The organism is Anabaena lutea FACHB-196, assembly GCF_014698305.1.
Lineage (GTDB): Bacteria > Cyanobacteriota > Cyanobacteriia > Cyanobacteriales > Nostocaceae > Anabaena > Anabaena lutea.
The window spans coordinates 136281-158494 of record NZ_JACJST010000006.1 but is presented as its reverse complement, the minus strand read 5'-3'; the positions used below and the strand labels follow the sequence as shown (position 1 = coordinate 158494).

The 22214-nt window shown below is 41.1% G+C and carries 11 protein-coding genes; 8 read left to right on the top strand and 3 right to left on the bottom strand.

The window, feature by feature from the left end; translation table 11 throughout:
• Positions 1–120: 120 nt before the first annotated feature.
• Entirely contained in the window at positions 121–1485 is a 1365-nt protein-coding gene (locus H6G59_RS08905) for an NB-ARC domain-containing protein (protein ID WP_190713513.1), read from the top strand.
• Between the two features lie 348 nt (positions 1486–1833).
• Positions 1834–2883 carry a tRNA lysidine(34) synthetase TilS gene (gene tilS, locus H6G59_RS08900; protein ID WP_190713511.1) on the top strand — a complete coding sequence of 350 codons (1050 nt, stop codon included), beginning with the start codon at positions 1834–1836 and terminating at the stop codon, positions 2881–2883.
• Positions 2884–2946: 63 nt separating this feature from the next.
• On the opposite strand, the gene hmpF is transcribed toward tilS, so the two are convergent.
• The gene (gene hmpF, locus H6G59_RS08895; protein WP_190713509.1) at positions 2947–4707 is read right to left on the bottom strand and encodes a pilus motility taxis protein HmpF; all 1761 of its coding nucleotides are present in this window, start codon (positions 4705–4707) and stop codon (positions 2947–2949) included.
• Positions 4708–5331: 624 nt separating this feature from the next.
• Between hmpF and H6G59_RS08890 the strand changes: the two genes are divergently transcribed.
• The 6 genes from H6G59_RS08890 (at position 5332) to H6G59_RS08865 (ending at position 18052) form a co-directional block, all read left to right on the top strand.
• On the top strand, positions 5332–6537 hold the full coding sequence (locus H6G59_RS08890; RefSeq protein WP_190713507.1) for a response regulator: 1206 nt from the start codon (positions 5332–5334) through the stop codon (positions 6535–6537).
• 195 nt (positions 6538–6732) lie between these two features.
• Complete coding sequence (locus H6G59_RS08885; protein WP_071187941.1) at positions 6733–7098, top strand: response regulator transcription factor; 366 nt, start codon at positions 6733–6735, stop codon at positions 7096–7098.
• A 13-nt stretch (positions 7099–7111) separates the two neighbouring features.
• Positions 7112–7639 carry a chemotaxis protein CheW gene (locus H6G59_RS08880; protein WP_127054782.1) on the top strand — a complete coding sequence of 176 codons (528 nt, stop codon included), beginning with the start codon at positions 7112–7114 and terminating at the stop codon, positions 7637–7639.
• 16 nt (positions 7640–7655) lie between these two features.
• Positions 7656–10622, top strand: a complete 2967-nt coding sequence (locus tag H6G59_RS08875) for a methyl-accepting chemotaxis protein (protein WP_190713505.1) — start codon at positions 7656–7658, stop codon at positions 10620–10622.
• A gap of 120 nt (positions 10623–10742) precedes the next feature.
• Positions 10743–15800 carry a hybrid sensor histidine kinase/response regulator gene (locus H6G59_RS08870; RefSeq protein ID WP_190713677.1) on the top strand — a complete coding sequence of 1686 codons (5058 nt, stop codon included), beginning with the start codon at positions 10743–10745 and terminating at the stop codon, positions 15798–15800.
• A gap of 131 nt (positions 15801–15931) precedes the next feature.
• Positions 15932–18052: a prolyl oligopeptidase family serine peptidase gene (locus H6G59_RS08865; protein WP_190713503.1), complete on the top strand. Its 2121-nt coding sequence runs from the start codon at positions 15932–15934 to the stop codon at positions 18050–18052.
• A 208-nt stretch (positions 18053–18260) separates the two neighbouring features.
• Here the strand turns inward: H6G59_RS08865 and H6G59_RS08860 are convergent, their stop codons facing one another.
• Together H6G59_RS08860 and H6G59_RS08855 are read right to left on the bottom strand one after the other, a co-directional pair.
• The gene (locus H6G59_RS08860; RefSeq protein WP_190713501.1) at positions 18261–21443 is read right to left on the bottom strand and encodes a GAF domain-containing sensor histidine kinase; all 3183 of its coding nucleotides are present in this window, start codon (positions 21441–21443) and stop codon (positions 18261–18263) included.
• A gap of 221 nt (positions 21444–21664) precedes the next feature.
• Entirely contained in the window at positions 21665–22210 is a 546-nt protein-coding gene (locus tag H6G59_RS08855) for a hypothetical protein (protein WP_190713499.1), read from the bottom strand.
• Positions 22211–22214: the final 4 nt, after the last annotated feature.

Sequence of the window (22214 nt, the reverse complement as noted above, 5' to 3'; positions counted from 1 at the left end):
TGTTGTCCTTACAACAGCAAGTATGGCTGAGGTACATATGATTGTAAATACCAATTGTTAATCAGTAGTTAAGCCTAATAAACTTAATAAAGTTAATAAAATTAAGATACAATTCAGAAAATGCTATCAAAAGATACACAGACTATGAAGGCGAGAGAGATAATCACAAAGTTTAAGGATTGTTTACGGGTAAAGATACAGGAAGAAAAACAAAAGGATTCAAATTTCGATGCTAAGGATTGGAATTTGGATGCTCTTGAAGAAGCAATTCTAGAATATTCTTTAGAAGGTAAATCATATAAAGAGATGAAGATTCCGAATTATTCTCCTATCGGCATCATGCATATCAAAGGTCCTGGATTATTTAAAAAACTTGAAAAAATTACAGGAACAGAAGTTAGAAAAATTAGTTGCAGGTTAGTTCTCATAAGATTTTTAGAACAAAATGGTGAAGAAATCAATGAGTCAACAACTAACCTGCTATCACATATAAATTTGAATGTAGCACCAGATATTAGCGATTTTTATGGACGTGAGCAAGAATTGTGTAATTTAGAAACATGGATAATCCGAGACCGCTGTCGTTTGGTAGGGATTTTTGGGATGACCGGAATCGGTAAAACCGCATTAGTAAGACAGTTAGAGCAAAGAATGCAAGAACATTTTGAATATGTCCTTTTCAAAAATCTTGAAGATTCCCCTTCTTTAGAAGATATTTTAACTGATATGGAAGAGTACTTCTCAAACACTCATTCAGAAACAAATATAAATCGGAGAATTTCTAATCTGGTTAAGTACTTAAATAAATATCATTGTTTGTTGATATTTGATCAATGGGAAGGAGTGATGAAAGGTAGTGAAATATCGGAAAATCAGCAAAACAATTATCATAAATTTTTAAAAAAAATTGAAATAGAACAAGATAAAAGCTGCTTAGTTTTTACAAGTCTAAGAAGACCTAAAACAATGGATTTAATGCTAAACAAAAATGCAATTCGTGAATTTTCATTATCCGGTTTAAAAAATGAAGATGCTGAAATACTATTAACAAAGTGGGGACTTTCTAATCCAGGAATTGAAGCACTGATTACACAGTATAAAGGACATCCATTAGCTTTAAATATAGCTTCCGGAATCATCCAACGTCATCACAATAATCAAATTGCTCAATTCCTTGAGGGAACAGTTTTTATCGATGATGTCTTGCTTGGTTTACTAGATAAACAATTTTCTTACTTGTCGAAGTTAGAAATAGATATTATGCAATATTTGGCTACGGAAAAAGAACCGAAATTACTCCTTCAAATTTACGAATATTTTACTTCTCATTTCCAATCAGACATTATTCAAGCTGTAGATAAGTTATGGCAAATAAGGCTTATCGAGCAAGAATCCATACAAGATATTAGAATTTTTTATAGTCTAAATCCCTTGATTGAAAAATATATTAGAAAGCGTTATAAAGAAGTTTTAAATGTTACTTAAATGAATAATGTTGGAATGACAATTTATAAAAATTTAATTTTTGCTAAAGGATAATTTTTATCCTTAGTCTTGCAGAAAAATCAAACTCGTGTTTGGTTGCAGCAAGTCTTATCGTCCAATTGTGGGAGGAATTGAAATTTTAAGACTTGTTAGTGGTGATCGTGATTTAGATGCTTTGTTTGATGAATTAAATGACGAATAAAGCGGTTAAAAATCCCTTTATAGCAGCCAGTTCAAATGGTGGGTTACGCTGTCGCTCTAGCGTTCGCACAGCGTGTGCTTTGCACTTAGCCATGCCCGCAAGGGCTTTACCCACCCTACTATTTCTTATTCCCTATTCCCTGCTTTATGACATGGACTCCTATACACGCCCAAATACACCGCACCATCCGCGCACGTCGTCTATTTGAGCATAACCAACGGCTATTAGTGGCTGTATCTGGTGGACAAGATTCTCTATGTTTAATTAAATTATTATTGGATTTACAACCGAAATGGCAATGGAATTTAGGAATTGCTCACTGTGATCATTGTTGGCGTGAAGACTCCCAAGCGAATGCTCACCATGTCGAAAATCTAGCTAAATATTGGGAAACACCTTTTTATTTAGAAACGGCTAATGAACCGATAAATACTGAAGCTACAGCCAGAAATTGGCGCTATCAAGCTTTAACTAAAATTGCCCAACTTCATAATTATCAATATGTTATTACCGGACACACTGCAAGCGATCGCGCGGAAACTCTTCTTTACAACTTAATTCGTGGTACTGGTGCTGACGGTTTACAAGCCCTGACTTGGCAACGTCCACTCACTGATAACATTAGGTTAGTGCGTCCATTGTTAGAAATTACTCGTTCCCAAACAGAGCAATTTTGCCAAGACTTTAATTTACCAATTTGGGAAGATTCTACAAATCAAGATTTTAAATATGCGCGAAATCGGATTCGCCAAGAACTATTACCATATTTACAAACAAATTTCAACCCTAAAGTAGAATTAAATTTAGCTCAAACAGCCGAACTGCTACAAGCAGAAGTGGAATATTTAGAACAAGCAGCCCACGAAATCCGACAAAAAGCAATTCTCACCCCTTCTCCGGCTCCCCTCTCTGCTTACGGAGAGGATTTGGGCGTGAAGTCTTTGAATAATGGAGAAGAGGAGCGATTAAATATCAGGCTAAATCGGCGAATATTAAAAACTGCACCCTTAGCAATACAACGCCGTGTCATGCGTCAGGTACTGCAAGAAATACTCCCTGATGCTCCCAACTTTGAACATATAGAGAAAATAACGGCTTTAATTACAGCCCCCAACCGTTCCCAAACTGATCCTTTTCCTGGAGGTGTGATAGCGATCGTACAAGGTGACTATATTTGTATCCAGCAGCAAAGATGAAAGACAAGGGGACACAGGAACAGCATTCAGACAGGGATGGAAACCCCGACTGAATACGAGCCACTAAGATGGGACTACTTCCGGTAGATTAATTAAGCTCTGGATAGCCTGACGCATTTCGGTAATAGCCTGAAGATGAGAATCACCACTTTCTTGAACGTGAGTCAAAGAATCAGAAATTGCTTGCAGCTGATCCCGTAACCCATCCAAGATATCTTGAATTGGTTGTAGCGCTTCTTGATAGAGATTTACCTTACCCCAGCATTCAGCAGTTGCTGTTTGCAAGTTGAGTAATTGTTCTTCTATCGTTTTGAGTTCTTGGCGCTTTTCCTCTAGATCATCGGTTTGATTACCAATTGCTCTTTTTGTCATTTCCATATCTACAAGCAGCTGCGAAATCTCATTTTCCAGCTTTTGCACCTCTTGGGACTGTTGTTGTCGTTGGGTATCAATTTGCAAAAGAATTGACCCTAAATTAATTGTGTTATCCCCAGGAGAATTGACAATAGTCTGTCCTTGTCGTTGCAGCAGTATAGTTTGGTGTTGTGAGAGAGTTTGCTGCCGCTCTAGTAAATTGCGGCGTTGTCCTACCAAACTCTCATTCAGCATTTGGTAGAGGACTGTTTCATCTCCTAATTCTAGTTCTAAATTTTTTAAATCTTCCCCAGATGCCTGCTGGATCTTTGTTTGCAGTTCTTCTATAGCTTCTTGTTTGTAATTTAGTTCTTGTTCTTGATCTTGAACGAAACTAGAATCGATTTCCAATTTATCCTGCAAGTCCTGGACAATTTTTTGCAGTTCTTCTAGGGGCATTTTCTGCAAAGTTTCCACATCAACTTGCTGGCCGAAAACTACATTACCAACAGTTGCTACCAAGGCATGGGTTTGTTGGTATAAATCTTCTTGATTTTTCAAATGTTCTTTGAGTATGGCAGCAAATTCTTGTTTGTTGTGAACTGTTGCAGTAGACAGTTGTAACTGACTTACTTCTTGCTCCAAAGAATTTTCTACTTGTTGAAGTTCGGTTTGATGATCGCGCAAGGTGCGTAACAATTGTTCAACTTTCCCTTGTTGTTGTTGAGCTAAAGTGCGTTGCAATTCCAGTTGTTGCCAGTGTGGGTTCAGAACTGCTTGTTGCTGTTCTATGAGTTCAAAGGCACAATTGAGATTTTCTTGTAGTGTTCCAGTAGAACCAACACCATTAGACAAGCGCTCAAGTAAATCAGTAATTACCTGACTTTGCCCTTCATCCAAAAATGTTCCCTGTGGGGTATCTACTTTGCTTTCATCCAGACGACGTTGCTCTCCCCGAAGATGGTCCCAAGCGCCTTCCAGTTCCTGCCGATTCCGTTCAATTTCCGCCTGCAACCGTTCAAGTTGCTCACGGTTGGTATCAACCTCCTGTTTTTGTTGTTCTAAGCGTTGAACATCATTTTCCAGTTGTTGAACTTGTTCCAAGCGCGACTCCATCTCCATTTCCCGGCGATTTAGCTCTTGGACTTGAAACATGAGTGACTGCTTCCACTGGTCAATTTCGTCTTCTTTGAGCTTAAATTTTTCCATTTGACGGGAAAAATTCTGCAAAATGTTTACTAGTGGACGGCCAGCTTCTTGAATCCGCTGTACCTGACGATTAGGACTCAATTCCACTAGTACCAGTGCGCCATCATTTAATTTATTTCCATCCTCATAAGCAATAGTTTCTTCCGATACAGTACTCCAATTCTGGTCGCTTCGTTGACAAGCCAGTAGTTTTAGTTCCGTTTTGGAACCACCACCGAGTAAACCGCCTTTCTGCTTTTGTACTTCTGCTAAATACAGCACACCGTTAATCCTTTTGATGCACTTTACGTCCGTGTTTTGGGATATACCTTAGATTATTCTGTTAACTTGTTTTGTTTAACCTCAGTTTAGCAGCACAAGTATAGACAAAACTACTTATGGAAGAGATATCTCACATCTTGGTATATCTTGATATTTGGTAGACGCGGTTAAGTCGCATCTTTTATATCCTGTACTCATGATAGTGATTGTGACTACCGTATGATCACCAACTTTGTCAAATATCGCTCACAAAAACTTTATCTCTGCTTGCTCAAATGCTTGTATAGATAATAGTCTTGCCAGTATACTACCTCATTCGCCCAGTGGAAACAGGAAAAAGCTGAAGTTCACAATTGTCAGCGTTAAACAGTGAGCTTATGTCTATTCACTTAATTAAAGCTACAAATGAACCTCCGCGTCTGTGCGTCTGTCCATTTGTATCAACGTGAAAGTGAAAGGATATTATGCCTTATGGCTGTAGAGCCATTCCAGCGTGTTGAGTCGCCCCCTCAACAAATGTCAGATATCAGATGATTGCAGAATGCTGATAGCTGATAGATAAACGCTGGTTCACAATTAATCAAGTATTCTTAACTAGAATGCCAAGGAGTGCTTTTTAGCTAAATGCAAGGAAATTTAAACGAGATTGATATTTGCAGTATCTTACAACTGATCGAGTTAGGACAACGAACCGGACAGTTGTGGGTAGAAGCTCACAGTTCTTACCAAAGTCACAAACTGAGTGATGAAGAGGTCTCCAATCAACATCCTGCCTGGGAGAGCAAACCGCAGTCTTGGTTTGTATTTTTCTTAAACGGTCAAATAGTTTATTGTCAAGCTGGGGAAAGTAGTTTATCTCGAATTGATGATTACTTACGTTATTACCGAATCGAGAAGCGACTTAATAAAATGCAACTTGCTACCCTAGAATCAACCAATTCCCCAGAATATGCTTACCTCTGGGCGCTCTTGGAGCATAATATTATCACCCCACAAGTAGCGCGGAATATTATTCATGGCTTAGTCCATGAGACACTGTTTGATCTACTGAGTTTACACCAAGGTAGTTTCATTTTCGATTTAGGTACAGCACTTGTTCCACAATTAACCAGCTTGGAAATTGGTACTTTAGTCACCAAAATTACGAAGCAGGTGCAAGAGTGGAAGCAGCTATATCCACATATTCAATCACCAGAACAGTTACCAGTCCTAGCTGACATAGCTAGATTGAGCGACTCACTACCAGCATCAACAGTGAATAAATTACAACATTGGGCAGATGGGAAAACATCCCTACGTCAATTGGCTCGCTATCTCAACCGTGATATTTTAACCGTTGCCAAAGCCATCTATCCTTACGTACAACAAGGTTGGTTGCAACTAGTATATTCAGTTACATCAAACCCTAATATCAAGATTGGCAGCTGGGAGCAAGTAGACAAACGCAAAAGGCGGATAGTTTGTATTGAAGATGCGATCGCAATCTGCGAAACTGTAGAGTCAATCTTAAAACCACAAGGGTATGAAACGATATCTATCACCAAACCCTTAGAAGCCCTCAGCCTAGTGTTTCAACTCAAACCAGATTTAATTTTATGCGACATTGCCATGCCGGAATTAGACGGATATGAGATTTGTGCCATGCTACGACATTCCAGAGCATTTCGGCTGGTACCAATTATCATGCTGACGGGAAAAGAAGGATTTATTGATCGCGTCAGAGCTAGGATGATTGGAGCTACAGATTATTTAACAAAGCCATTTGTAGACACCGAATTACTTATGCTGGTAGAAAAATATATCAACATAGATTCTGTTGTGGGAATATAAACGGAATACAAGACTTGTGAATTTGCTCAAAGATAGGGTAAAAAATGTTATCACAGAATCAGCGAACCCAGGGGAAACATCCAGTTTCAGTAAATTAGTACAATAGTAGAATTAATTTATACAATTAATATTTTGTTAGGGAATCAAGAAATATTCCAGAAAGGAAAGTTTAAATCAGGAGGTAGATAGGCATTTATGAGTACAGTTTTGATTGTGGAAGACAGTATCGCCCAAAGGGAGATGATTACAGACCTCCTCAAAGCCAGTGGCTTAACAGTCACCCATGCTTGTGACGGATTAGAAGCTTTGGAAGCAATTCAAAGCACACCTCCAGATTTAGTAGTCTTGGATATTGTCATGCCCCGGATGAACGGTTACGAACTTTGTCGGCGATTAAAATCCGATCCGAAAACCCAAAATGTCCCTGTAGTGATGTGTTCTTCCAAAGGTGAAGAATTTGATCGTTACTGGGGCATGAAACAAGGGGCTGATGCTTACATCGCCAAACCGTTTCAACCAACCGAATTGGTAGGAACAGTCAAGCAACTACTGCGGGGATAAGGATGACAACAACATGGTCAGCAAACCAGACTTTTTAACTGGCAGTGGTCAAGACCAATTTCGCCCGGAATTACAACTAGAAAGTCCCGAAGGTGAGTTACACTTGCGGTTTTACATTTCTTCTGATCAGGAGTTTGCATTACAAGCAACTGGGATTCGGGAGGTGATTGAACTAAGTCCAGATCGCATCACCCCAATTCCTAATGTTTCTCCATTACTTTTAGGGACTCTCAATTTACGAGGGCGATTAATTTGGGTGGCAGATTTGGGTCAATTTCTGGGGGAAGCAACGGCATTAAACACGGATAGGTCTGAGATACAAGTAATTGCTATTGAAGATCAAGATATCATAGTAGGTTTAGGAGTAGAAGAAATCTGTGGTATGGACTGGCTTGATGTACAGTATCTGATGCCACCAAATAACGTACCAGATACTATGGCTCCTTTTTTGCGTGGCGAATGGTTAGATACTAAAAAAAATAAGTATCTGCGACTAATTGATCAAACAGCAATTTTGCGAAGTGCGCGGTGGGCAGGATGAAGTCGGGAGGGAGGAAATGGCAATAAATATTAATGATGATAATTCAACATATCAACAGGCAATGACAGCCTATGTCCAAGGGAACTATGAAGTTGCCGCTACTTTAGTAGATCAGGTGGTGAAAAATTTTCCAGATGACCCCAACTCTCATTTGTTGAGGGGGCATACATACTACGTTTTGCAGCAGTACGACATAGCAAAAGCAGAATATCAAAAGGTGTTGGATTTTACAGATGATCAAGAAATCATTGGTTTTGCCACTAACGGGCTGGAAAATATCAATGAATACCTCCGAGCATTAGACTCTGATGAACTGACACAAGAGCCTAGTGAGCTAAAAAATTCTGTAGAAGTATCCTCTGGTCTCATCACTGATGAGTTAGAATTGCTAGACTTGGGAATTGATGGAGAGTTGGGTAATACCAGCTTTGATCTGAACTCCTTTGATGATTATCAATCATCGGTTGATGATCTTGAAGATCTATCTGTGAGTAATCCTTTTAATCTCGCTGTAGAACATACAGAATTCCATCCCACACCAAATAACTCAGTAGCTTTTGGCGATGACCCCTTTGCGCTAGATCAACAAGTTCTAGAACCAGCAGAGAACAGTGGTGAAGCATCAGGAGCTTTAGAGTTGCCTCCTTTCTGGCAAGAAAATAATTCCGGAGTGGATGTGGAAACATCATTCGGAAATAGTCCTTTCGCCGACTTTGATGTGAATTCATCTCATGAAAATTTAGCAATTAGTCAAGAGGATAGTAATTCACCTTTTGGAGAAATTAATTTACCACTCAACAATACCTGGCAACCGACACCTGAATTATTGAGGGAAGAAGATTCACCAGAATTGAAAGAGATGAATATGGGGAATTTGGGCTTCTCCAATCAGAGTCAGGAAGATATAAAGATCGTGGTGGACGAACCAGAAATCAACAATGGTTTGACCACCAATAATTTAAGCAACAGTAATGAAGATATATCTTTTAGCAGCCCAGATAATTGGTTAAATCAGATCCCAGAGGAAACAAACCCGACACCAGCGCCTAACTTAAATCATCAAGTGTCTTCATCTTTGAACAGCAATTCGACTGTGCATGACCAGCCAGTTAACGTCAAAAGCTATCAGGAACCAAATAACTTTGATAACGAAAGTTTAGATTTAGAAGCATTTCAGAAGGCCTTTGGCTCAGAAAGCTTCTCAGATGACGAAGATAACAACAGTATTTTGAGTGGAGCAAATTCTCAAAACAATCACAATAACGATATTCGGTTTTTAGATGACTTTGGCGACTTTGGCGACTTTGACGATATCGGTAGTATTCCCAGCTTTGATCTGTCAGGAGAAGGTGAATTCAGTGATATTGGCTCAGGATCTGAATCACGGGAAAAGAGAGATAATATAACCAGTAGTTTTACTGAGAGTTTCTCCAGCAATAGCGTTGCTGATCGGGATGAAGAGTTTACGATTACAGGTTCTCAAGACGCAGTTGCCGTATTTACCCAGTCAGACGTTCCTAAGCTAGAACCTAACGTCAGTGTTGACCAAGGCTTGTTTGGATTCTTTGAGAATGCCTCTTTAGAGAAAAAGCAATGGTATATTGCCGGTGCTGTGGGCTTAACCTCAGCAGTGGTTGCAGCTTTAATTAGCTTTGGAGCTACTTCATTTTCTCCAACCTCACAACGAGAATCTGTCAGAAATACAGGCTGGGCAATGGCTTTAGCTGCTGGATTGGCAGGTGGAGTCACAGCAGGCTTTATGGGCAATCTGACACTGAAGCAAATTCGGCGGACTACCAAAGATCTGCAAGCTCAGTTTGATGCTGTGCGGGAAGGAAATCTGAATGTTCAAGCTACAGTTTACTCAGAAGATGAATTAGGGTACTTAGCTACCAGCTTCAACGATATGGCGCGGGTAATTTTTACGACCACCAATGAAGCTCAACGGAAAGCAGTTGAACAAGAAGAAGCCAAAGAAAACCTGCAACGCCAAGTAATTCGCCTCTTAGACGATGTGGAAGGTGCGGCTAGGGGAGATCTCACAGTTCAAGCCGAGGTGACAGCCGATGTCCTTGGAGCAGTAGCTGATGCCTTTAACCTGACAATTCAAAACCTGCGGGATATTGTCCAACAGGTGAAAGTGGCTGCACGGGAAGTGACTAAAGGTTCAACCAACTCAGAAACCTTTGCTAGAGCTTTATCAGGTGATGCTTTGCGTCAAGCAGAAGAGTTGGCTGTCACCCTCAATTCTGTGCAAGTCATGACCGAATCTATTAAACGGGTAGCAGATGCCGCTAAAGAGGCAGAAACTGTAGCCCGTGATGCCAGTGTGATCGCTCTCAAAGGAGGGGAAGCAGTAGAAAATACAGTGGCTGGGATTTTGGAAATTCGGGAAACAGTCGCAGAAACTACCCGTAAAGTGAAGCGATTAGCCGAATCTTCCCAAGAAATTAACTCCATTGTTGCCTTGGTTTCCCAAATTGCTTCTCGCACCAACTTGTTGGCACTCAATGCTAGTATTGAGGCAGCCAGAGCAGGAGAAGCTGGTCGTGGATTTGCGATTGTTGCAGATGAAGTCCGCCAGTTAGCAGACAAATCTGCCAAATCTTTAAAAGAAATCGAACAAATAGTCATGCAAATTCAGAGCGAAACTAGTTCTGTCATGACAGCAATGGAAGAAGGTACACAACAGGTAATTCAAGGGACAAAATTGGCAGAAGAAGCCAAGCGATCGCTTGAAAACATCATTGATGTCGCAAAACATATTGACACTTTGGTACGTTCAATTACCAGCGACACTGTAGAACAGACGGAAACCTCCCGTGCTGTAGCTCAGGTGATGCAATCAGTGGAATTAACAGCCCAAGAAACCTCTCAAGAAGCACAGCGAGTTTCTGGCGCACTACAGCACTTAGTGGGTGTATCCCGCGACTTAATTGCCTCTGTGGAACGCTTCCGAGTGGAAACTATTGAATCTAGGTAAAGGATGAAGTATAAAGTTATGAAGTATAATTTATGCTTCAGACTTAATCCTAACCCTAGGTTTCTCATGTAGAGTACGGGGATTTACGGTTTATATCACTCATCCTTTATTCTTATGCAGATGCAGCCGGAACAACAACAGAAGATTTTGGGTTACTTTATCGAAGAAGCCAGAGAACACCTGAATACCATTGAACAGGGGTTACTGAAGCTCCAAGATACTCTCAACGACCCAGAAATGATCAAAGAAGTCTTCCGGGCTGCTCACTCCATCAAAGGAGGGGCGGCCATGCTGGGTTTGAGTAGTATCCAGCACACGTCTCACCGCTTGGAAGATTGTTTCAAAGTTCTCAAAGAACATCCAGTTCAAGTTGACCAAAAGTTAGAGTCACTGTTTCTTGGTGTTGCGGATACATTGAGATCTTTATTAGACCATCTTAGTAGTCCCTTTGGTCTTTCAGACGAAACGGCGAATACTTTGATGTCAGAAACTGAACCAGTCTTTGAATGGCTGATTCAGCATTTAGAACTACTTGTACAACCAGGGAGTAGTGCAGCCCCAGTTGCTGAATACCCAACCATCATCCAGATGCGTCCTGTACCAATCGGTTCTGCATCTACCAAATTTCAAGATCAGGCTCCTGTATCCACACCACAAACACAGAAACCTCTGGTAGCAGAGAATAGAAATGATAATTGGTCAGAATTTCAAACCCAGGTGCTGCAATCCCTGCGGGAAATGTTGCAACTGTTTAAACAAAGTACCACACCATCATCACGAGAAAAGCTCCAGGAATGCTGTCATCGGTTAGTAAAACTGGGTGAAAAATTAAATTTACCCAATTGGTGCAGTTTATCTCAATCAGCAGCCAATGCGATCGCTAATCCAGACAATAGCTATCTGACTTTAGCCAAAATCGTCATTACCGAAATCAAACAAGCCCAAGAATTAGTTCTCCAAGGAAAAGAAGCCCAAATCACCACTAGTCCCCAACTAGAAGCACTGGAACTAATTCCAGAATTGGATTTCTTAACACTAAATTTCGTCGATTCCGTTGATGAAGAACCACAAGCAGTAACAGCATCTACTAGTACTCTAGAAATACATACAGAATCTTTGCCGCTAGAAGAAAGCAGCACAATTATATTTGCACCAACAGAAGAACTAACCCTACCAGCAGAAACCAGCGATATCCAGGTTGATCTATCAGATATAACAATTTCTCACCCCTTCTTTACTTATGAAGACGAAACACTCAATAGTAATACTCTTGACATGGGGGGACTGGAAGTAGGAATCGCCGAGATCAATACTCTTGCTGGTATATTTGACATTACTTCCGACCTAGATAAAAGCTGGCAACAAGAAGAAATACTCAATACCAATATTCATGAATTAGGAATTAATAACGGTGATTTAGAAGATGAAGATGACGACGATCTAAAAGAATTGCTGTCATTAGATGATCCTAAAAATAATGATCTTCGTCAAAATGTTGCCCCCATTACAGAAGACCTACATACAATATTTGGCAAAGAGTTTTTTGAACAAGAATTTTTAGAACCGAATAATCAAATCACAAATCCTCAAACCCCAGAAACTAATAATATTGTTAGTCCACTAGACTTTTTATCAGATGATGTTGCCAATGAAGAATCAACAGTAACTTTTAACGAATTGCCACAGTTATCTGTAGAAATCGCTCCCAGAGATGTCAACATTAATCAGTCAGAAGCAGACACATTGGGACAAATATTCGACGACAATGAATTTTTAGATATAAAAGAAGTCACTGCAACAGAACTAGAAATTATTCCTAGCACAGAAATATCTACCGTATCTAACAATAGTTTTGATAACTTTTTATCAGCAACTACGAATATAGATCCTCTTGAAGAACTTATCCCTAGTGACACTATAGACTCAGAAGTAATCCAATCTCAACCAGAAAGCTTGTCTTTGGATACTCTGTTTGATGAACTAGAAAACAATAATACAATCCAGCCAACAGATAATTTCGCCGTTGATGATATATTTGCTACATCATCAACAACAGAAGTTTTCACTGCGGAAGACGATGCAAACAACTTCTGGAACTATACGGCAGAACCACTACAGTTAATTCCTGTAGTTGAGCAAGATGTGGCTAGGGAATTAGAAGAAAGTATATTTGCATCTGCATCTGGAGAAGCTTTAGGTGATAGTCAGCATTCCTTCCTCGACGACACTTATCTGGGAGATTTTGACTTTTCGGAAGAAGAACAAGTAGGGAATATCATCTTCACATCAGATGGAGAGGATGACTTCTTTGCTGATTTTGCTTCTTCCCTCAGCATTGATGATGGTGAATTGTCCTTACCTGAAATTCAGAGTTTCTCGCAAGAGCCAGAAGCGGTAGATTCCATACCACAATTTACTAACCAGTCTCTGGAAACATCAGTTGATCTGGAACTAGATATGTTTGGGAATTTTGAGGACGACAGCAGTCAGGATTCCTCAGTTTCCTTAGAAGATATAGCAGTAACTCACTCAGCAGATATCAGTCTGATTGACCAGACAGAGGTGAGCGAAATTTCGGTAGATGCTGAGGCATTTACAGAAATAAATGTGCCGGAAACAGAAATATTCAACTTAATCGCTGATTTACCAGAGGCAACAAATCAAGAAGAGTTAATTACTAATATTCACAGCATTGACTACTTAGAAAGTCAGTCAGCAGCAAGTATCGACACAGCCTCAGATTTTGATTTCTCTGAGTTGAGTTGGGAAGAAGACGAAATCACAGCAGATGCATCAGCAGAACAGCAAATAGTGAGTGAGACAGATGAAACTCACCTGATGTTTGGGGTAGAAAATGCTGAAGAACCAGAAGGAGAAACTACAGCAGTCCAAAGCGATGAAAATGAGTTCTCCTCCCCAGATGAATTTGCCTTTTTAGACGCATTACTAGATGATCCATTAGAATGCGTTACCAATTCTGTCTCCATGCCTGACACAGATTTTGACGCTTTAGCGGCATTGCTGGGTACAGACAATTTTGAAGTAACAGAAATGCCTAAAGTGCAGCCAGCATTGACTCCAAGAGTCTTAGCAAAATCTAATAATGCTGGTTTAGGCTTAGAACAAGTTGATGATGACTTTGATCAATTGGCAAGACTGCTGGACGAAGCAGATCAAACAATCAACGCCCAAGGAAGAGGGGCCAAATCCAACAGCACCAAAACACAACGTCCCAATACTCGTCGTGTGACTAGAGAAGAAAGCATGAAGATTCCAGTTAAGCAACTGGATGAGATGAGTAACTTAGTTGGGGAGTTGGTAGTCAATCGCAACACATTAGAACAGGATCATGAACGTCTGCGGCAGTCACTAGATAACTTGCTGATTCAAGTACAACATCTCTCGGATGTAGGAGCAAGGATGCAGGAATTGTACGAGCGATCGCTATTAGAAGCCTCTCTCCTCACCAGCCGCAGTCGCTCCAAAGGACACAGCCACTCATCAGGAAATTCTCAAGATCGGGGTTTTAGTGAGCTAGAAATGGATCACTTTACCCTTTTCCATACATTATCCCAAGAAACAATCGAGTTCATTGTCCGAGTCCGTGAGTCAGCCAGTGATATTGACTTTGTCACCGAAGAAACCGAGCGCGTAGCCAGGCAATTCCGCCAAGTCACCACCCAGCTACAAGAAGGACTAACCAGAGCGCGAATGGTACCTTTTGCTCAAGCTGTAGATCGCTTGCGCCGAGGTGTACGCGATAACGGCATCAAGTGCGGTAAACAAGTAGAATTGGTGGCAGAAGGTGCAGACACATTAATTGACAAGATGATTTTAGATCATCTGACTGACCCGCTCACTCATATGCTCAATAATGCGATCGCTCACGGTATTGAAACTCCAGAAGTACGGAAAGCTGCTGGTAAATCACCCGTGGGCATCATTACCATCTGTGCTTTCCACCAGGGCAACCAAACTGTAATTTCTGTAGCTGATGATGGCGCTGGTATCAACCACGAAATTGTCAAACACAAGGCCATTGAAAGAGGTGTAATTACACTAGAAGAGGCTCAAAGGATGTCTCGCCAAGAAGTTTATGAACTTTTGTTCGTGCCTGATTTTAGCACTGCCGATGAAATTGATGATATCAAAGGTCGGGGTGTAGGCATGAACGTAGTCGAGAACAACATTAACGAAATTCGCGGCACAGTTACCACTGACTCCACCCTCGGTAAAGGAACCACCTTCACCATTCGTCTACCACTCACCCTGAGTATTTGTAAAGCTCTCTGCTGTGTCTCCGATAAATCAAGAATCGCCTTCCCAATGGACGGAGTAGAAGACACACTAGATATTCCCGTCACCGATATTCAGCAAGATGCTGATGGACAACCATTTATTTTTTGGCGGGATACAGCCCTACCATTCCGACCTTTGAAGGAAATTTTAGCCTTTAATCGCCAGATTAGTCGCGGTAACGTCTATAGCGCCACCAGAGAAGATGACATGGTTTCTGTAGTCGTAGTCCGTTCAGGAAATACAATGGTTGCTCTACAGATTGACCAAGTACTAAGTGAACAAGAAATAGTTATTAAGCAATTTGAAGGGCCTGCTCCCAAACCTAGCGGTGTAGCTGGTGCTACAGTTCTCGGTGATGGTCGCATTATGCCCATTGCCGACGTTTTGGAAATCATTGACATCTTCCAAGGCAAAATGTCCAAACAAATTGGTGGCGGTTCTTGGCAACGAAAAACTACTCCTTCTCTTCCTGAAACTCCAGAAGCTAAGATTGAGCCAACAGTGCTGATTATCGATGACTCCATTACCGTCCGGGAGTTGCTTTCTCTTACCTTTACTAAGGCAGGTTATCGCGTTGAACAGGCGCGTGATGGTCAGGAAGCTTGGGATAAACTCCGTTCCGGGCTGCCATGCGATATCGTCTTCTGCGACATCGAAATGCCCCGCTGTGATGGACTGGAATTATTATCCCGCATTCAAAAAGATAGTACTCTTAACCACCTGCCCATTGCCATGCTCACCTCACGGGGTGCAGACAAACACCGACAAATGGCAGTTCAACTCGGTGCCAGCGGCTACTTCACTAAACCATATCTAGAAGAAGCACTTCTAGAAGCTGCTTCAAGAATGTTGAAAGGGGAAAAACTCGTTACTGCTTAAGTGGGTATTGGGAAGAGGAAAGGGAGCAAGAAGGAAAACTCTCTTCTGTCTCCAATTTCTATTCCTGAGTAGTAGCCTAAAAATGGGGATATGGGGAGAATAGAGAATACATGGCAATCATTTCTATAACTATGTCTGACTCTAAAAAACCCCTCTCCTATCCTAATACGAACAAAAGCAATCAAGTTGATGATTATCACGGTACTGTAGTTGCAGATCCTTACCGTGCTTTAGAAGATCCAGATTCTGAGGATACAAAAGCTTGGGTTGAGGCACAAAATCAAGTTACTTTTGATTATTTGAATGAAATTCCTGCTAGGGAAAAAATTAAACAGCGTCTTACCAAACTTTGGGATTATGAAAAATATGGTATTCCCTTTAAAGAAGGTGAAACTTACTTTTATTTCAAAAATGATGGACTGCAAAACCAAAGTGTTCTCTATACTCTCCCCTGCTTAGAGGCAGAACCTAGAGTTTTACTTGACCCTAATAAACTTTCAGAAGATGGCACAGTTGCTCTTTCGGGAATTGCAATTAGTGAAAATGGTAAACTTTTAGCTTATGGTTTATCTACTTCTGGTTCAGATTGGCAAGAATGGAAAGTTAGAGATATTGAAACAGGTGAAGATTTAAAAGACCATTTACAATGGATTAAATTTTCTGGTGCATCTTGGACTCATGATCATGAAGGGTTTTTCTATAGTCGTTATGATGAACCACATGAAAAAAACAATTTAGAAGCGGAAAATGCGGTCTTAGGGTCTTCACAAGAGGAGCAATTTTCCAAGACAGATGTTAATTATTATCAAAAGCTTTATTATCATAAACTTGGCACGCCTCAAGCAAATGATATCTTAATTTATCATCGTCCTAACGAAAAAGAATGGGGTTTTAGTGGTGAAGTTACAGAAGATGGCAAATATTTGATTATTTCTGTTTGGTTGGGAACTGATTCTAGAAACTTGGTTTTTTACAAAGATTTGGCTAACCCTAATTTGGAAGTTGTCGAACTAATTAACCAATTTGAAGCAGATTATAGCTTTATTGATAACGATGATCATGTTTTCTATTTTCGCACCGATTTAAATGCTTCTAGAGGCAGAGTTATTGCTATTGATATTCAAAATACCAATTTAGAAAATCGGCAAGAAATTATTCCCCAAACAGCAGAAACATTAGAAAGTGTAGGTATTTTAAATAATCAATTTGTCGCTGATTATCTCCAAGATGCTCATAGTCAAATTAAAATATTTGACCTGAATGGTAACTTTATCAGAGAAGTAGAGTTACCTGGAATTGGTGCTGCTGGTGGATTTAGCGGTAAGCGTCATGATACAGAAACTTTTTATAGTTTCACCAGCTTTACCACACCAGGAACTATCTACCGCTACGATATGAAAACGGGAAAAAGTGAACTTTTCCGTCAGCCCAAGGTAGATTTTAATCCTGATGAATATGAGACTAAACAGGTTTTTTATAAAAGCAAAGACGGTACACAAGTGCCGATGTTTATCACTCACAAAAAAGGCATTAAATTAGATAGCAATAACCCAACTTATCTCTATGGATATGGTGGTTTTAATATTTCATTAACACCTAATTTTTCTGTAAGTCTCTTGGTATGGCTGGAAATGGGTGGTGTGTATGCTGTACCTAATTTGCGCGGTGGTGGTGAATATGGGGAAGAATGGCATCAAGCAGGAATGAAGGAGAAAAAGCAAAATGTGTTTGATGATTTTATTGCGGCGGCTGAATGGTTAATTACTAATAATTACACCCAATCTAAAAAGTTAGCTATTGGTGGTGGTAGTAATGGTGGTTTGTTGGTGGGTGCTTGTATGACACAACGCCCTGATTTATTTGCTGCTGCTTTACCCGCAGTTGGCGTCATGGATATGTTGCGTTTCCATCAATTTACTATTGGTTGGGCTTGGGTGGCTGAATATGGTTCTTCGGAAAATGCGGAAGAATTTAAAACTCTCTATGGTTATTCACCGTTGCATAATTTGCAGCCGGGGACTACTTACCCTGCTACTTTAATTACTACCGCAGATCATGATGATAGAGTAGTTCCTGCCCATAGTTTTAAGTTTGCTGCGGCTTTGCAAGAATGTCATGTTGGTGATGTGCCGGTGTTGATTAGAATTGAGACGAAAGCGGGACATGGTGCGGGTAAACCAACGGCGAAAATTATTGAAGAAGCAGCGGATAAGTGGGGGTTTTTGGTGAGGGTTTTGGGGGTTGAGGTTTAATTTATCGGTGGGGAACTATATCATGTCCGGTTGTTCGCGTAGCGTCTCGTCAGAGATATACTTATCATTTAGACTGACACGGGGACGCTCTTACGCGGAGATTTTTTTTTGATAAGTGATTAGGCGGACATGATATTACCACCTTTTTTCTACCCATAGCAAAGTCTCGAAAAGAGGTCTAAAGACCTCACTACAACTCTAGAATTATTTACACCGTCCTATTTACGGGTTTTTTAATTGTCGCCCGACGAATCGGCAGTTCAACTACAAACTCTGTGCCTTTACCAAGTTCAGATTGGCAGTAGATTTTGCCTTTATGTTTATCTGTGACAATCTGATAGCTGATAGAAAGCCCTAGTCCCGTACCTTTACCAACAACCTTAGTGGTAAAAAAGGGATCGAACAGTCGAGAGATTACCTTTTCATCAATGCCGAGTCCGTTGTCGGCAATCCGAATGGCAATCCAGTCTTTATTCAGCAGGGAGGTAGAGATGCGGATTTCGCTGGGGTTGGCTGCCATCTCTTGGGGAGTAATTTCTGCGTTTCGTTCTTCTAAGGCATCAATGGCATTGGATAGCAAATTCATAAATACCTGATTTAACTGACCGGGATAGCATTCTATCGGCGGTAAAGTATCATAGTCTTTGGTGATATTAATGGTGGGGCTATCGGCTGAGGGCTTCAAGCGGTTTTGCAAAATCATCAATGTGCTGTCGATGCCTTCGTGAATATTTGCTGTTTTGAAGTCTGCTTCATCTAAGCGGGAGAAGTTCCGCAGAGAGGTGACAATTTCGCGAATGCGATCTGTGCCTACCTTCATAGACTTGAATAGTTTAGGTAAGTCGTCGAATAAAAACTCTATTTCGGTTGTTTGTAAAAACTCTTGTATTTCTGGTGCAGCATTGGGATGATAATGCCGATAAAGCTCTAAATAGCGAAGCAATTCTTGGGTATATTGGTGGGCGTGTACCAAGTTACCGTGGATGAAATTGATCGGGTTATTAATTTCGTGGGCTACTCCTGCCACCAGTTGCCCTAAGCTGGCCATTTTTTCCGCGTGGATAATTTGCATTTGGGCTGTACGCAACTCATTCAGTGCCTGGGCAAGTTGATTGGCTTCTTCACGGGTTTGACCAAGTAAACTCGATTGTTGAAACAAGTTAGCTTGACGGAGGGCTACACTGATTTGAGCGGCTACTTGGGTGACAAATTCCAATTCGGCTTCTTCCCAATGACGGGCATGAGTACATTGGTGAATGCACAATAACCCCCACAGATCATCACCTTCCATCAATGGTACAAGAATCTGGGCTTTGACTTGGAATCGTTCAATCACGTCAAGATGAGGTACTTTGGAGCCAACGCTGTTGACATCAGATATCACTTGCACTTGACGATATTGCGGTGCGTATTGGTCGCCGAAGCAATAGTCTTGCACTTTGACGGAGAGGGCAGAATCAAACTTGGGTAATACATCTTCGGCGATAAATTCACCACTGCAAAAACCGGCATCAGGGTCGAAAGAGAAGATGCCGACTCGATCTGCTTGTAGCGATCGCCTGACTTCTTGAACTGTGGTGTTTAAGATCGTTTCCAAATCCAAGGATTCACGAATTTTGACGACTAAATCAAATAAAATTCGGCGCTGTTCAGCCGATTGTTGCATTTCATTAGCGCGAGTTTGGATTTGGGTCACCATTTGAGAACTTTGCAGTGCTACTCCCAGTTGGCTGGCAACTTGTCCCAAAAATTCTACTTCCACATTTTCCCACTGACGCGGTGCAGAATGTTGATAACCTGCCAGCAATCCCCATAGGTTTCGGCCTACAAAAATTGGAGTCAAGGCATAGGCACGAATTTTGAATTGCTCCAAAATATCTAGGTGACAACGGGAGTGTCCAACTTGGTAAATATCGTTGACGGCAAAATGCTCGTTGTTGCGGTAGCGTCCACCTTTTGTCTCTTGCAGGTGGGTATCTTCCCAAACGAGGTTTTTGCCAAATGGATTGATACTGTCCCACTGTGCTTCTACCATGCCGAAATGACTAACAAATTCGCCACTCCAGTCTTCATAAAAACGATAAACGCCGACTCGTTCCACTCGCAGCAGTTTACAAACTTCTTGACAAGTGGTTTTCAGGATCAAATCTATATCTAGGGAGGAGCGAATTTTGCCGACAACTTCAGTCAATGCGCGTTGACGAGCGATCGCATCTTGAAGGGCAGAAGCCTGTTGTTTCGATTGAGCTAAATTCTCAGATTGCTGAAGTGCAACACCCAATTGCGCTCCCACCTGTGCCAGAAACTCAACTTCATAATTTGCCCATTGACGTGGCCCGGAGTGTTGATAGGCGGCAATTATTCCCCAAAGTTTTGGCCCGATGAAGATGGGCGCTAAGGCATAAGCTCGAATCTTGAATTGCTCCAAAATATCTAGGTGACAACGGGAGTGACCGACTTGGTAAATATCAGTAACAGCAAAACTTTCATTATTGCGGTAGCGCCCGCCTTTGGTTTCTTGCAGGTGGGTATCTTCCCAAACGAGATTTTTGCCAAACTTGTTGATTCTATCCCACCGTGCCTCAACCATGCCGAATTGACTGACAAATTCACCACTCCAGTCTTCATTAAAACGATACACTGCTGCTCGTTCTAGCTTCAGGAGTTTGCAGAGTTCCTGACAGGCAGTGTCTAAAATAAATTTAGGGTCGAGAGAGGAGCGAATATTACCCACCACTTCCGCCAAGGCACGTTGTCGGGCAATTGCATCTTGGAGTTCTGCGGTGCGTTGTTTGGTTTGTTCGAGGATTTCGGCTTGCTGCATGGCTATACCAAGATGGCTGGCAGCTTGGGCTAAAAATTCGACTTCGTGATGATGCCATGGTCGAGGAGTAGAGTGTTGATAGGCTGCAAGCAAACCCCATAGCTTTGCACCAACGAAAATAGGTGCGATCGCATACGCCCGAATTTGAAACTGTTCTAACACTTCAATATGACAACGAGCGTGTCCGGCATCATAAATATCAGCTACAGCAAATGGCTCATTTTTGCGATATCGTCCTCCCTGAGTTTCTTGCAAATGCGAATCTTCCCACACCAAATCCTGTCCAAAAGCGGTTAGTGTATTCCAGGGAGGTTCTGCAAAGCCAAAACGATTGATGAAACTACCACTCCAGTCAGCATTGAAGTGGTAAATTGCCACTCTTTCAGTCTTCAATTGCCGACAAATATCTTGACAAGAAGTCGAACACAAAGATTCTAGATTTATTAAGGCGCGAACCTTAGCTAAAATTCTCGCCAAGATTTTTTGGTACGGAATGGCAAGGTGTAGCTGTTTGTTACACTCTTGCAGGTGTATGGAGCATGACGCTTCATAATCGTTTGTGGTCATAGAGTTTAGACACCTGAGTTACCTACTTCCAGTTTTCCCTTTTCTGAGCTAAAAATACTAACATTTGTATGAAAATTTGGAAGAATTTAAAACTCTTTATGGTTATTCACTATTAAGGAAGCGGCTGATAGGTGGGCGTTTTTGGTGAGGGTTTGAACTATTGAATAATTTTATGACTTCTTTATCTCACGCAGAGGCGCAGAGGCACAGAGAGAGGAATATTAAGAAGCATTTGTCCACCAATTTCGTAGAGGGTGGTCGTTGGGTGGTGAATAGTTCGCTTTTGACCGAATTGCCTGAAGCACATTACGAAGTGTTGAAGAATCAATATTTTCTACATCTGACCAATGTTTGATGATTTCTGGAGTTGATATAACCTGAATGTGTGGTGCTGTTCTTTGTATAAATTTGATTGCTCCCTTATCATCAGTTGCGATCGCCCATCCTCTATGAAAGGCGATCGCGCAGCTTGCAGACTCACCATCATCAAGAACAGCAGCATAGTTAACAAATGATTCTTCCTCTGCTTCTGATTCAAAATCTACAACTTTTAATAACCCTGTTTGAATAGCTTCCTCAAACTCTAACACAGCATCATTTTCTTCTTCCTGAAGTTTTTGGAGTGTGTTTAATTCGCGTTCTTGCACAACTGTAGTCACGACAATTTCAGCAGGAAGAGATTTCAAAATTGCCAGAAATTGCCCCGACGCACAAAAGTTGAAAATACAGCAAGCATCAAGAAGAACGTGGGAGTGAGTAATTTGCATAAAT

Coding starts and splice junctions, on each gene's coding strand:
- H6G59_RS08905 (WP_190713513.1), top strand. CDS start 121: ATGCTATCAAAAGATACACAGACTATGAAGGCGAGAGAGATAATCACA.
- tilS (WP_190713511.1), top strand. CDS start 1,834: ATGACATGGACTCCTATACACGCCCAAATACACCGCACCATCCGCGCA.
- H6G59_RS08890 (WP_190713507.1), top strand. CDS start 5,332: ATGCAAGGAAATTTAAACGAGATTGATATTTGCAGTATCTTACAACTG.
- H6G59_RS08885 (WP_071187941.1), top strand. CDS start 6,733: ATGAGTACAGTTTTGATTGTGGAAGACAGTATCGCCCAAAGGGAGATG.
- H6G59_RS08880 (WP_127054782.1), top strand. CDS start 7,112: ATGGTCAGCAAACCAGACTTTTTAACTGGCAGTGGTCAAGACCAATTT.
- H6G59_RS08875 (WP_190713505.1), top strand. CDS start 7,656: ATGGCAATAAATATTAATGATGATAATTCAACATATCAACAGGCAATG.
- H6G59_RS08870 (WP_190713677.1), top strand. CDS start 10,743: ATGCAGCCGGAACAACAACAGAAGATTTTGGGTTACTTTATCGAAGAA.
- H6G59_RS08865 (WP_190713503.1), top strand. CDS start 15,932: ATGTCTGACTCTAAAAAACCCCTCTCCTATCCTAATACGAACAAAAGC.
- H6G59_RS08860 (WP_190713501.1), bottom strand. CDS start 21,443: ATGACCACAAACGATTATGAAGCGTCATGCTCCATACACCTGCAAGAG.
- H6G59_RS08855 (WP_190713499.1), bottom strand. CDS start 22,210: ATGCAAATTACTCACTCCCACGTTCTTCTTGATGCTTGCTGTATTTTC.